Below are 12,215 nucleotides of genomic sequence, written 5' to 3'. Positions count from 1 at the left end.
GGATAACTGGGCCCTTGGGTACCCAGGGTATGAGCCGCGTTTCGTGGTGCACTGGTACCCGACCGCGCCGAGAAAGCAGTGTCAGCTTCGTCTGTCGAACGAGCTACCTTCCGATATTGGCGGAAACAGTCTTCACGAGGCAGCAGCTCGCAGGCGCGCACCACAACGTCAACCGCGTTCCAGGCAATGCGAACACAGCAACAATTATTCAGCTATTGTCAGCCAGCGGTCGCGGCGGCTGGTTGGCTTGCAACACATGGTTCAGGTCCTCGAGCGCCGGCGGTTTGACAAGGTAGCAGTCGAATACTCCATCTTGGCGCTCGGTCGGCGCGGCGTCTCCGGTAAGGGCCACGAGTCGAGTCATCGAACACTGGGGATGCTGCTTGAGCAGACCGGCGAGCGTCGGACCGTCCATGCTCGGCATGTGAACATCAATCAAAGCGACGTCCGGTGTGAATGAATCAACGATAGACAGCGCTTCGAAGCCGCTTTGTGCGCGCCGCACCTCATGACCATCGAGCGCCAATAACATCGAGAGCGCCTCGGTCGCATCGCAGCTATCGTCGACCAACAAGATTCGGGCAGGCGGAATGCCGTGAGTGGTCGGAGCAGAATGCCCGATGCCGCTTTTGCATACGATGGGCATCCGCATTGTGACGCAGGTTCCTTTGCCTTCACCACCGCTCGAGATTGTCACAGTGCCATGATGCGCTTGGACGAGATATTTCACGACGGAAAGACCTAAGCCCAAGCCCCCTTCAGCACGCATTCCGAGGTAGGGAGATTGCGCATACAACTCAAAGACCCGCGGCAATAGGTCTGGTGCGATGCCGATACCATTGTCGGTCACCGAAATGACGACATCCCATCTCGATTGCTCGTCGCCGGCCATCGCGTCTGCGTCGGGTGCCTCAACGAGCACGCTCACCCCGCCGCCCGGAGGCGTATATTTCACCGCGTTGGACAGTACGTTGCAGACAATCTGCGTCAGCCGAGCCGAATCGGCATACACCGTCACCCGGTAAGGCGGCAACGTTGCGCTCAAATGTTGTCTACGCCTCCTCGCATCCTCGCCGACGGCGGCCATGGCATCCTTGACAATGTCACCAATCAGACAGTAACCGAGGTTGACACAGAGCTTGCCGTGCCGGACGCGCGACGCATCGAGCAAATCACTCACGAGGCGTTTAATCTGCTGAACCTGACGATGCGCGAGGGCAAGTGCCGAAAGCACTGCGGGATTTCCGGCCGCGAGTTTCTGTGCTGCCTCCAGCGCTGCATCGATGGGCGCAAGTGGACAACGCAGTTCGTGGGCTAGTGTTGCGATGAAATTGTCTTTGTTGGCCTCGACCTGCAGCAGCGATTTTCTGGCCGCTTCGGCTTCCTCCGCGCGCGCTTCAGCGTCGGCCTTCGCGTCCGCAACATGCAAGGCCGCGACCGCAAAGTCGGCCAGGCTCGTCAGGATGCGACGATGCTCGCTGTCAAACTGTATCTCGCCTTCATGAGAGAGGACCCAAAGCGCTCCCTTCGGACCGGCTGTGCCGGGGAGCGGTACAACGAGCTCTTCGGTGACATCTGGCTCAATGACCGAAAGGCACGGGAAAACCCGCTTCGGAGATGATATGAGCTGAGGCGCGCCTAGGCGGAACGCCAGGCCGCCGGGGCTCTCGTCGGTAGGGATGACGTGGCCGACGAGCCCAGCGCAGCGACCGGACACGGCAATCCAACGAAAAGTCTCCGGATGGCCTGGCTGCTTTTCGTGAAGGCTGATTCCAGCGCTACCAGCGCGACATAGGGCGAGGGCTGTGTCAACCAACGTCTGCAGCATCGCGCTCTGAGACGTAGTAAATGCTCTAGCCAGCGCGTGCAGAGCCGCATTTTCCGCAGCGTAGTCGGGGGAACGTCGGGGACGGGAGTCAAGCTCTAAAGTGACGACTGAACCCGTGCGCTGGACGCGCTCGACCATGGGAATTTCAGACGGCTCCTGCATGTTTAGCTCTTATCAGGCTGAAGGCAGTGGGCGCGCTTTTAATTCTAGGCGTTGCGCAATCATTGTGCGCCGCTCAGTGCGTAGAAAAGTCGAACAATATTGACACCGCGAGCCAGCATGGAACAGGTGTCTCGCGCGCCACATTGGGTACACGCCACGAGGTCTGGCCCGCAGAGGAGCGCGCGCAGGGTGCTGGCAGAACGTTTCAGCGCAGAGGCCCCGTTTCCAAAGCTCAGGCACGACGATTGCTTCAATAGTTTCACCGTGGCCATCCATCCGGTCTCAGTCGCGCCACCGTGTTCCGGCAGATGGCTCGGCCCACGAGCGACGTCAGCTCGCCCCTGCGAACTTCGACTTCTAAACCTACAACAGGGCAAAGTGATGAACGACGTCGACGGCTCGTCGAACTGGCTTTCAGGGGTTGGCAGCAACGGGACGCCGACCGACGATGCGACGTTCAGGCTGCTCGTTAATTCAGTCCGCGAGTACGCCATCTTTCGGCTCAGCGAAACTGGAATCATAACCACGTGGAACCCGGGTGCCCAGCGCGTCAAGGGCTACTCCGCCGACGAAATCATCGGGCGGCACTTCTCCGTTTTCTACACGCCGGACCAACGTGCTAAAGGTCGGCCCGAGGAGGTGCTGCGTCGGGCGCTCAGTAGCGGACAGTATTCGGAAGAGGGATGGCGTGTACGCAAGGATGGCTCTCTGTTTTGGGCCAGCATCGTCGTCTCCGTTATTCGTGACGGGGATAGCCGACTGCTCGGCTTCGCTAAAGTTGTCCGCGACATGACGGAACGACGTAGGCTGGAGGAACTGGAGGCGTCAAGCCGTCGGATGAACGAATTCCTCGCGATGTTGGGGCACGAGCTGAGGAACCCGCTGGCCCCAATACGCAACGCAGTCGGGCTTCTCCAACAGCAGTCGCTCCCAACTGCAGACATCCTCCGCCGCACCCGTGACATCGTTGACCGGCAGCTCGCGCACATGACCCGACTCGTCGACGACCTTCTTGATGCCGGGCGGATTACCACGGGGAAAGTTCGAGTGACGCCGGCACCCGTTGCCATCCAAGACGTCATCGACCGCGCGGTCGAAGCGGTGCGGCCCAAGGTAGAAGCCAAAGACCAAACGCTCGATGTCCGTATGCCAGACGAGCCAATTATCGTCAACGGCGACATCACACGGCTCGTTCAGGTTATTCACAACCTCTTAGATAACGCTTCGAAATATACACAGGCGGGCGGGCTCATTCAGCTTGAGGCGCTGCACGTGGATTGGATGATTTCGGTTTCCATCGAGGACAACGGTCGCGGGATAGCGCCCGAGGCACTGGGCCTGGTATTCGACCTGTTTGCGCAGGAGAAGGATGCTGACGCGGCCATGGAAGAGGGTGGCCTCGGTATTGGGCTGACTTTGGCGCGCTCACTTGTTGAACTCCACGGCGGTAGCATCGAGGTTCTGAGCTCCGGGCGCGGCCGCGGCACTAAATTTACCGTTTGGCTACCCGCGTACAAAGAGAACCCGAAGTTCGCAAGTCCCGAAACGCGACTAGCACGGTCGCACGCACGGCCGATAAAAGTTTTGGTGGTGGATGACAATCACGACTCGGCAGACAGCATGGAGATGCTTCTGGAGGCCCTGGGTCACAACGCCTTAAAAGCTTATAGCGGCGCACAGGCCATAGACATAGCAGCGTCATTTCGTCCAGACCTGGTCCTACTTGACCTCTCTATGCCCTTGTTGACGGGTTACGAGGCTATAGGGCACCTGCGTGAAGTTGCACGCAACGATGCGCTTGTCGTTGCAGCAGTAACCGGGTTTGGCCAGACAGAGGACCGCCAAAGAACCAGAGCTGCAGGCTTCGATGCGCACTTGACGAAACCGGTTGGCTTAGCTGAGCTAGAATCGGTCCTCGCACTCGCGGACGATAGGATTCGAGAAAGCGTTCCGACTCGAGCGGCAGAGTGATTCTGAAGTCGACTGCCGGCCTATGTAGGAGTAAACGTACGGCCTTCTTACGAAGCCGCCCGGACAGCTTGTTCGTTCGTCCGACCGAAACGTGAGTTCATTCGATTTTCGAAGCGGTCGGCGATGCACTTTGCTCATTTATGCGCATCGATGGGATAGCCAAGTGACTCGTGCTGGAAGGTTATTCGCGATACGGTATCGAAGTAGCGTCATGCGTTTGTGGTCCCACGAGTGCGAGCCGCAGCTTTTCATACGGCGGCTCGCGGCGATACCAAACGACTTGCCCGGCTAAAGCCGGGAGTCTTGCCCAAACATGGGCGCGCTTTGCTCCGAGATAAAACGCAGTTATCCGATTGACTTGTCGGCACTGTCATGCCCCTGACGACCCAATTTCCTATTCACTTTCGATAGACCTACCTCCCACGAAGTTTTCCAACGGTTCCGCGCATCTGCAAGCCTCGAATTCGCTTGGTGGACTACCCGCCGAAATCTCAGCGAATGATTCTTCACGGACCGAGTCATCGCACTCTCCACAATGGAATGGATGCGACGCGTCAACTTCGGTACCACGTCCAATAGTGAAGTCCCACAGCCAACCGTCGCTAACACTGCCTTGACGAACCAAAATTTAGTAACGGCGAACCCATGGGTCAATAAGCGTTTTGAAATAATTGGCGCGCGCATCCATAAATGCACGTGTATGTCACTGTATAGGCGGTGCCGCGCCAAACTTTTCCGCCAGCATTCTCTCGTAGACGCCGAAATGCAAGTCGACCTCTTCCTGGGCGACGGTCTGCACAAAGATATTCACCTTCTCGGACGGCAGCCCCATCACTGTTGCTACGGCTGCTTCGAGTTGCGGCGCGCAAATACGGTCTTCTGGCAAGGTTGAACCGACGGTGATGTCGTAGCTCTTCGCTTCGCGTAGGACTATTTCCACGATGCGCGCTCGCGCACTCATGTTGTTGTCAACGGCGAGCCGCGTCACTTCGGCGAGTTGATGCATTACCTCTGTCGGGAAGCCCTTAGTCGAGCGACGGCGAATGCGGTGCTTACCAAGCGTACGCCAGTCCGTATCGAATTCCATGATGATGTCCTCCAGTCAAAACAGGTGCGCGGAGGATATGGACGAAGCGCTTGTTTTCAAGCCTCAAGAAAAGTTTGGCGGAGACTCTTGAAAACGCTGATGCCGCTTCTATCTCCGCGTTGCAAGGCAGCCGCTCGCAGTTCGCGCGCGCTGCGTGGTTCAACTTGATTGTCCGCGGCATGGGGCAGCTGGGCTGATTCGCGTACGCAGCTCCCCCTTACCGCCGCGGGAGGAGAGCGAAAATGAGTGATGCATTCAATACACCCGACCTCTTCAGTGAACTGGACCGTCTGCAGCGCCAGATGTCCAGCCTGTTTGGCGGGTTCCCCACCAGCCTTCGTTCGACGCGCGTCGGAACGTTTCCGCAAATCAACGTAGGGTCGACTGAAGATTCAGTCGAAATCGTCGCGTTCGCGCCAGGCCTGGACACGAGCAAATTGGACGTGTCCGTCGACAAGGGATTACTCACGATTGCTGGTGAAAGAGCCACAGGCTATGACCAGCTACCCGAGGGCGCTCGACAGTATGCACAGGAGCGTTTCAGGGGGGCCTTTCGCCGAGTTATCGAACTTCCCCAGCAAGCGGACCCGGACAAGGTACAGGCCAGGTACATCGATGGCTGCCTTTTGATTTCAGTCGGCAAGCGCGAAACGTCGAAGCCGCGCTCGATTAGCGTACAGTGAGGTGACACCATGAGCGACAACAACAACGCGCAAGTCGCAGAACGCGACCAGGGTGCCGTGACGCGTCAAGAAGCGACTGAGGCGCGTCGCCGGCAAACATTGACACCAAGCGTCGACATTGTTGAAGACCTTCATAAAGTTACCCTTTGGGCAGACCTCCCTGGCGTTTCGAGAGACAAGCTTGAAGTGAAGGTCCATGACGGCAGTCTGACCATTGAGGCTGAATCGGTGGTTCCAGTGACCTCGAACCTGCAGCTGGTACATACCGAAGTTCGGGCGCCATACTTCGCTCGCACCTTCACGATCAGCGAGGATTTCGATACGTCTAAGGTCGAAGCGTCATTGAAGGACGGTGTGCTAACGCTGACAATCCCGCGCCGGGAAGAGGCGAAGCCACGACGGATTGAGGTGTCGGCAGGTTAATGAGGGGGTAGCGGCGAAGCGTTGCGCGCCGCTGCTACGGAATTCGAAAAGAGGGCTAACGGACTTCGGCAGAGGGACCTCAAGCTCACTTGCGCGCCCGTAGGTGCGTCCGCACGGGCGCGCGTCGATGCCGCAACTGTCCCGAAGCCGTCAACAAGGGCCACGCGCGCGTGTCGGCCACCTGTTCTGTCTCTCTGTCTGATAGACACGCGCCTGCGCAGCAGACGCCGGCTTGCGACGTTTCTCAAAATGAAAAAGGCACTGTTTGGGCGCCGGCAATTCGTGAGGGGGAGGCACGCCATGTGCGGCCAAATAATGGCGTTCGCAGACATGCCCGCTCTTGTCGTGGGATTGGCGTTGGAGCAGTCCAATGACCTGAGGTCTCTCAGTCGAAGCTAGGGGAGGCAACGTGGCGACGGGAGACTTGACGAGGTGGCGCCCTTCAGCGGAAGGCGAACCATTCGATGCAGGAGATAGCCTCGGCCGCCCCCTTGGGACGGACTTAATGGCTGCGTCGGACCTTCTAAACACGACGGTGTTGTCTTCGGACGGGCAGAAGGTCGGCAAAGTTTCGCATATTGTGGTTGACGTCCAGAGCTCGTGCATTGCTTATGCAGTTCTCTCCAGCGGCGGCTTCTTCGGGATTGGCGAGACACTGCAAGCCTTACCGTGGAATGTCCTCACGTTCAATAAGAGCCAGAAATGCTTCAGGGTGCATGCGACGGCGGCTCGCGTCAAAGGGGAACCGGGCTTCGACAAAAATCATTGGCCGGTAATGGCAGACGCAGCATGGGGCGTATCGCTGCATAAGTACTATGAACGCCCGCCTTATTGGTTGTCGGTATCAGGGCCTTCCGCGGGTGTGAAGGGCACGGAGAACGAGTGATGTCGACGTGCGTATGGGATTAGTGTGGTCTGGACGCATTAACGCTCAGTTTTCGTATGCATTCCGTTAAATTTCGTCACCCGATGCGCAGGACGCTGCAGATATTTTAAAATCCCTCGCCTGTATCATTAGCTTAGCGGCGAACGTTCCAGCGTTATCTGCTCTGGAAGTCGGTGTTGTCCAACCACGCTGCCAAAATATAGGGTGCCCGGTGCTTTTTCTGGCCGTGCAGTCTTCAATCGGCGACGAAGTGCAATGGCTGCTGTCGAACGCGTGGCGAAGCTTGGCGGTGCTGTGCCGCTATGTTCCTCGAGGCGGCCCCAGTTCAGGTTTTAATGAGCGTAAGTACCGGCTTATCGCCGCGCGAGAGGCTGTTTTGCTACCGAGCGTGACGGACGGAACTGCTTCAGTTTAATGCCGAGCTTGACTTTCCAATGACTGTGATGCTTATTCAAGGATTGCCGCATTCGGCTGCTTGACCGAATCCATCTGGGTGATGGCGACATTCACCTGTTCAATGCCTGCCTCTGCTCGCGGAGGCGGAGGTAATCAACGTCGCCGTCAACATCTCCCACCGACAGAACGCTAATGAGACTACCACCTCGCGGTTGTGGCAGGGCTGGATAAAACGCGGCCTAAGGAAAAGGGACCGCAGGCGGGAAATCCCTCATGCCTCAGGTACCCGCGGTGACGTAACCGGTCGGCGTTAGATATTGCGGGCGGGCTGACCGGTTTGCCAGTAATATGAGCGTTACTTTGGGTTTCCCGTCACTCGGGGAAACGCGGCTGAGCTAGCGTGGGCTGGCCATCCGTTTAGGGCTGCAAAATTCGAGGGTAACGTGCGCGCTGTGCGATGTCGTCGCGACTTCGCCAGCGTCACAAACTAATGGTCGTTTAGCACAATGTCCACTATAAAACGACCGCCTTTCGTTTTGCTCATCGATGACGAGCATGACACCCGCAGCGTTTGGTGCATGGTTCTTGAACTGGAGGGAATTACGGCGATGTCGGCGGCAAACGGTGAAGATGGTCTGGCGAAGGCAATCACACGTATACCGGACTTGATAATCACTGATTTTATGATGCCCGGAATCGATGGTCTGGAAGTGTGCCGACGAGTCCGCGCGGATGAGCGGCTGCACGACGTTCCCCTCATCCTTTGGTCCGCCGCACGCGGAATCGAGGCGAGAGGGATAGCGGACCTCGTTGTTGAGAAACCGGTACAAATCGAAACTATGCTGCTGCACGTCCACTCTTTAGTTCGCGGCGCGGGTGGGGTGTGACCGAGCGTAGATTCCTTTTTCTTCGGCGGCGAGGGAGGCCCTGGTCCATGTGACGAACCTGGTCTGCTGAACCGGCGTGAAGGTTTCCCTGGTGTCGGACTGTCGTGAGACGAGCTTTCCCGGCAATACGGTAAAGCCCGGCGGTTTCAAACCGAAGTGCAACGGCGGTTAATGTTTATCTCTTTGAGGTTGGCTCGCTGAGGCAAGTGTTGCAGCGAAGACCTCGAATGGCGAATGGAACGCGTGGGTTGCGCGCGGCCGACTGTTCAGACTGTCGGCGATGGCATCGAGCTCGTCCTGGGTGTAGACCGAAAGGTCGGTGCCCTTAGGCAAATATTGACGGAGCAATCCATTGGTGTTTTCGCAGGTCCCGCGCTGCCAGGGGCTATGTGGGTCGCAGAAGTACACGCGCACGCCAGTGGCTGCTGTGAGTTCTTGATGCCGCGACATTTCTTTTCCCTGGTCGTAGGTAAAAGTTTGTCGCAGCGGTGCTGCAATCGAGTTGAGTTTGGCAGAGAAGCCCGCCAGCGCTGAGGCGGCGGTGGCGTCTTCCATCTTGGCGAGCAGCACCAGACGGCTGGTCCGTTCGACCAAGACGCCGACAGACGATTGATTTCCGGCGCCCTTGATAAAGTCTCCTTCCCAATGACCAGGCAGCAGGCGGTCCTCGATTTCGGGCGGGCGCACGTGAATGCTCACCATGTCGGGAATCTGCCCGCGCCGGTCGGTGCCGCGTGTGCGGGACATACGGGTGCTATGGCCGTGGCGCAGGCAGGCAATCAACTGGCGGCGCAATTCGCCGCGCGGCTGAGCGTAGATGGCCGTGTAGATGGTTTCGTGCGAAACGTGCTGGGTCGGGTCGGTCGGATACATGCGCTTCAGTGTGCCCGATATCTGCTGGGGTGACCATTTCCACTCGAGCAGGGTGAGAACGATGCGCCAACACACCCCATGCGGGCAGAGCTTTGTAGGACGACGACCCGCACTGCGACGTGCGGCGCTGAGCGCTTCTGCAGGTACGGACGCGTAGCCAGCAGGAGAACCGTTTCGCTTCAGTTCACGGCTTACGGTGGCTGGCGAGCGGCCGAGTATCCGGGCCATGGCCCGGATACTCGAACCCTGCAAATGCAGACTGGCAATGGTCAGGCGCTCTTCGGGTTGAAGTTGTTGATACTGAGTTCTTTCGTGCATCGCAACACCTTATACGAAACAGGTGTTGCACTTCAGATTTGAGGCCGCCCCCGTTCTACAGGCATACGTTGGTTATAATGGCGGAGGACAGTTCCTCTGCTGCTTTCCAGATGGCATCGTCACCGACTTCTCCTCTTTGCTACATTTAAGGGCGACGGAAGCGGCTTTGACTACAGAGCATGCATTGATTTTGACTATCATGTCCGACGGAAAAGCACTTCCGCTCCGCCAATTCGCCGATTTCCTTCGGGTCGGACAAACTCGTCTCACTGAGAAGTGGATGAAGATGGTCTTCGACGATGGCGACCTTATCGAGGCGGACAAGCTAACGTACGACCAGCTCGCTGACCACCTCCCTCAAATTCTCGCGAAACTGTGCGCTGCCCTTGATGCCCAAGGCGTGGAAAAAGTGGAGCCCGCGATGGAGCACGATGCGAAAATGCATGGCATCGTGCGATGGCGCCAAGGGTACCGAATTGAGGAGCTAGTTCGCGAACTCGACCTTTTCCACTTTGTGTTGTCGGACGCGCTCGACGAATTCGTTGACACTGATGCAAGCGGCACGTTCGCGCGTGGTCACGAGCGGCGTGCGCGGCGTCTCATCGCAAATGCTCTCAGTTTTGTTACTCTGACCTCAATCCGCGAAGCGGTGCACGAACGTGACAGGAAAGTCGACGAATATACGGGTCGGCTAGAACGCGCGAATCACGAACTGGAACTGAAGCAGCGTCTGGTTGGCGACCTTCACGAGTCGCGGATGCAGATTACGCGCAGCGTAGTGCACGACCTTAGAAATTTTCTCAACGCGTTCACGATGGCGCTGCAGTTGATAGCACGCGCGCCGATGAAAGCTGAAGCGGCGCTGACGCTCGCAAATCGCCAGGCAGCGGACATGAAGCAACTCGTTGACCAGATGGTTGAGTACTCAGTCGTTTTAGGAGATAACAATCCGCTCTCGGTTGAGAAAGTGGAATTGCATGACCTGTTTGACGAATTAGTAGCATCGAGCCGACCGGATGTCGAGGGCAAAGGTCTGCGTTTTCATGCGCGCTTCGATTCGGAATTGAGTTCGGTGACTTCGAATCGGCTCAAGCTAAAGCAGGTCGCGCTTAATCTAATCTCGAACGCGACAAAGTACACAAAGTCTGGCGAAATAGAAATCGGATTCGCGAAGGTGGATGACGGCGGTTGGTCCATATGCGTGTCTGACACGGGCGTCGGCATCGCGCCGTCCGATGTGCAGAGAGTGTTCAACGAGTTTGAACGCGCCGCGGGCGAGGACATCCCAGGCGCCGGGCTTGGGCTCGCGATAGTGAAGGAGCTTTGCCGTGTTCTCCAAGGTCGAATCCATTTCGAGTCGCGGGTCGGGCAGGGCACTACGTTCGAGATTCGGTTCCCTATCGAATTACAATCGCCGCGCTGACGACGATTCCATTCAGAGGCGCGCGTTCAAAGATTCTTAAGGTGAGCGCCTGATGCCAACGTGTATGCCGGCATCGACGCTTGCGGCGACCTCTGCACGGAGTGGTCCGATGTATAACTACGAGTCTGCACGCCGTTGCAGTTACCCACAGGCACCTCCAAGAAGGCGTGCCGCTTCCATCGCCAATCTTACGCGGATTCGGTGCTCACTAGCTCGGGCGCCGGCATCGTCGCCGTCGTCGTAGACGTGACCTTGCGCCCAGTCGTTTTGCGAGCAGAAGTCTTTCTTGCAGGGACGCCTGTCTTTCCTGAAACCTTCGTAGCGGCCTTCTTGACGCCCGCAGACTTCTTGGACGCCGCCGTCTTCTTGGCACCAACCTTCTTGCTCGCAGCACGGACCTTCGACGCACCTTTCGATGTGCTCGACTTACGAGCCGCTGGCGCGTCCGACGTGGCGGCAGATGTCTGTTCAATCAAAAACTTGGTTCGGTCCTTCGCCGAGGCCAGCCACTTGGGAGCAGGGCCGCGACCGCTCCAGGTAGCGCCAGACTTTGGGTCTTGATATTTTGCTGGCAGCGCACCGTTTGATTGCACCTTGCGAATCCGAGTCTTCGCGCTAGTCGTTCCGACCGTCTTTGTTGAAGATGCGGGACCGGCGCCATTGATGAGGAATTTCGTCCGGTCTTTCACGTCTTTAATCCAAGCCGGCGGTCGAGCGTGTCCGCTCCACGTCTCACCGGTTTTTGGATTCAGGTACTTTGCAGGCAATTTGCCCTTGCTGGTGCTCGACGATTTGACGCTTCGACTGACGGCAGTGCGACTGTCAGTTTTCGCATCTCGCTTCGCTTTCGCTCGGGTTTCAATGTCTGCGGTAGTGAGCCCGTGCTTCAGCATCAAATCGCGAATCTGGTCCACAGCGGCTTGCGCGCTCTTGGCGACAATGGCCTCCGCTTGTGCTTGCAGCTTCTTCACCCGCGCCTGGATTTGCTCTAGTGTCGCCATAGCCTTCTCCGTGTGTAACTCGGAGAACTATGACACACTGCCGACCGAATTGGTACGCAACATTTTACCGTCTAAAGGCACCACGAAGCGTGGCGGTCTATAATCTCCAATCCCACTACTTGGTCTCGCTTCAATCGAAGTCCGACGACAGTTCTCCGAACCTATGGCATATCAAAGTTCTGAAATCGCACAGCTTCGTGCCCAGCAGGAAGCATTAGACAAACGGCTCTTTTGAATTTAGAGTGGGTAACGCGGCTCACGAGGCATGCGGGTTGAA

11 protein-coding genes are annotated in these 12,215 nt (G+C 57.6%); 7 read left to right on the top strand and 4 right to left on the bottom strand.

The window, feature by feature from the left end:
- Positions 1-208: 208 nt before the first annotated feature.
- Positions 209-1,990 carry a hybrid sensor histidine kinase/response regulator gene (locus tag PQR08_RS38140; RefSeq protein WP_408164389.1) on the bottom strand — a complete coding sequence of 594 codons (1,782 nt, stop codon included), beginning with the start codon at positions 1,988-1,990 and terminating at the stop codon, positions 209-211.
- A gap of 381 nt (positions 1,991-2,371) precedes the next feature.
- Between PQR08_RS38140 and PQR08_RS38135 the strand changes: the two genes are divergently transcribed.
- Positions 2,372-3,961 (top strand): hybrid sensor histidine kinase/response regulator, encoded by a 1,590-nt coding sequence (locus tag PQR08_RS38135; RefSeq protein ID WP_408164388.1) that lies wholly within the window; start codon positions 2,372-2,374, stop codon positions 3,959-3,961.
- Between the two features lie 703 nt (positions 3,962-4,664).
- Here PQR08_RS38135 and PQR08_RS38130 read toward each other — a convergent pair.
- Entirely contained in the window at positions 4,665-5,048 is a 384-nt protein-coding gene (locus PQR08_RS38130; RefSeq protein WP_408164386.1) for a hypothetical protein, read from the bottom strand.
- 50 nt (positions 5,049-5,098) lie between these two features.
- Here PQR08_RS38130 and PQR08_RS38125 point away from each other — a divergent pair, with 50 nt between their 5' ends.
- The 5 genes from PQR08_RS38125 to PQR08_RS38105 all read left to right on the top strand — a co-directional run bounded on the left by PQR08_RS38125 (position 5,099) and on the right by PQR08_RS38105 (position 8,323).
- A complete protein-coding gene (locus PQR08_RS38125; protein ID WP_408164384.1) occupies positions 5,099-5,245 on the top strand; it encodes a hypothetical protein in 147 nt (48 codons plus the stop codon).
- Between the two features lie 45 nt (positions 5,246-5,290).
- Complete coding sequence (locus PQR08_RS38120) at positions 5,291-5,731, top strand: Hsp20/alpha crystallin family protein (protein WP_408164382.1); 441 nt, start codon at positions 5,291-5,293, stop codon at positions 5,729-5,731.
- A gap of 9 nt (positions 5,732-5,740) precedes the next feature.
- Positions 5,741-6,154 (top strand): Hsp20/alpha crystallin family protein, encoded by a 414-nt coding sequence (locus PQR08_RS38115; protein ID WP_408164380.1) that lies wholly within the window; start codon positions 5,741-5,743, stop codon positions 6,152-6,154.
- A gap of 505 nt (positions 6,155-6,659) precedes the next feature.
- Positions 6,660-7,040, top strand: a complete 381-nt coding sequence (locus tag PQR08_RS38110; RefSeq protein WP_408164379.1) for a PRC-barrel domain-containing protein — start codon at positions 6,660-6,662, stop codon at positions 7,038-7,040.
- Positions 7,041-7,942: 902 nt separating this feature from the next.
- A complete protein-coding gene (locus tag PQR08_RS38105; RefSeq protein WP_408164378.1) occupies positions 7,943-8,323 on the top strand; it encodes a response regulator in 381 nt (126 codons plus the stop codon).
- A 168-nt stretch (positions 8,324-8,491) separates the two neighbouring features.
- Here PQR08_RS38105 and PQR08_RS38100 read toward each other — a convergent pair whose 3' ends face one another.
- Positions 8,492-9,514 (bottom strand): IS30 family transposase, encoded by a 1,023-nt coding sequence (locus PQR08_RS38100; RefSeq protein WP_408164376.1) that lies wholly within the window; start codon positions 9,512-9,514, stop codon positions 8,492-8,494.
- Positions 9,515-9,713: 199 nt separating this feature from the next.
- Between PQR08_RS38100 and PQR08_RS38095 the strand changes: the two genes are divergently transcribed.
- Positions 9,714-10,937 (top strand): sensor histidine kinase, encoded by a 1,224-nt coding sequence (locus tag PQR08_RS38095; RefSeq protein WP_408164391.1) that lies wholly within the window; start codon positions 9,714-9,716, stop codon positions 10,935-10,937.
- A 188-nt stretch (positions 10,938-11,125) separates the two neighbouring features.
- Here PQR08_RS38095 and PQR08_RS38090 read toward each other — a convergent pair whose 3' ends face one another.
- The gene (locus PQR08_RS38090) at positions 11,126-11,938 is read right to left on the bottom strand and encodes an H-NS family nucleoid-associated regulatory protein (protein WP_408164374.1); all 813 of its coding nucleotides are present in this window, start codon (positions 11,936-11,938) and stop codon (positions 11,126-11,128) included.
- Positions 11,939-12,215: the final 277 nt, after the last annotated feature.

The organism is Caballeronia jiangsuensis (assembly GCF_046030135.1).
GTDB classification, from domain to species: Bacteria; Pseudomonadota; Gammaproteobacteria; order Burkholderiales; family Burkholderiaceae; genus Caballeronia; species Caballeronia jiangsuensis.
The sequence above is the reverse complement of the archived record's forward strand: the minus strand, read 5'-3'. Positions and strand labels throughout refer to the sequence as shown.

What these genes read in the sequence shown, in the direction of transcription:
- PQR08_RS38110 (WP_408164379.1), top strand. Translation starts at nt 6,660, where the DNA reads ATGGCTGCGTCGGACCTTCTAAACACGACGGTGTTGTCTTCGGACGGG.
- PQR08_RS38100 (WP_408164376.1), bottom strand. Translation starts at nt 9,514, where the DNA reads ATGCACGAAAGAACTCAGTATCAACAACTTCAACCCGAAGAGCGCCTG.
- PQR08_RS38135 (WP_408164388.1), top strand. Translation starts at nt 2,372, where the DNA reads ATGAACGACGTCGACGGCTCGTCGAACTGGCTTTCAGGGGTTGGCAGC.
- PQR08_RS38115 (WP_408164380.1), top strand. Translation starts at nt 5,741, where the DNA reads ATGAGCGACAACAACAACGCGCAAGTCGCAGAACGCGACCAGGGTGCC.
- PQR08_RS38090 (WP_408164374.1), bottom strand. Translation starts at nt 11,938, where the DNA reads ATGGCGACACTAGAGCAAATCCAGGCGCGGGTGAAGAAGCTGCAAGCA.
- PQR08_RS38130 (WP_408164386.1), bottom strand. Translation starts at nt 5,048, where the DNA reads ATGGAATTCGATACGGACTGGCGTACGCTTGGTAAGCACCGCATTCGC.
- PQR08_RS38105 (WP_408164378.1), top strand. Translation starts at nt 7,943, where the DNA reads ATGTCCACTATAAAACGACCGCCTTTCGTTTTGCTCATCGATGACGAG.
- PQR08_RS38120 (WP_408164382.1), top strand. Translation starts at nt 5,291, where the DNA reads ATGAGTGATGCATTCAATACACCCGACCTCTTCAGTGAACTGGACCGT.
- PQR08_RS38140 (WP_408164389.1), bottom strand. Translation starts at nt 1,990, where the DNA reads ATGCAGGAGCCGTCTGAAATTCCCATGGTCGAGCGCGTCCAGCGCACG.
- PQR08_RS38095 (WP_408164391.1), top strand. Translation starts at nt 9,714, where the DNA reads ATGTCCGACGGAAAAGCACTTCCGCTCCGCCAATTCGCCGATTTCCTT.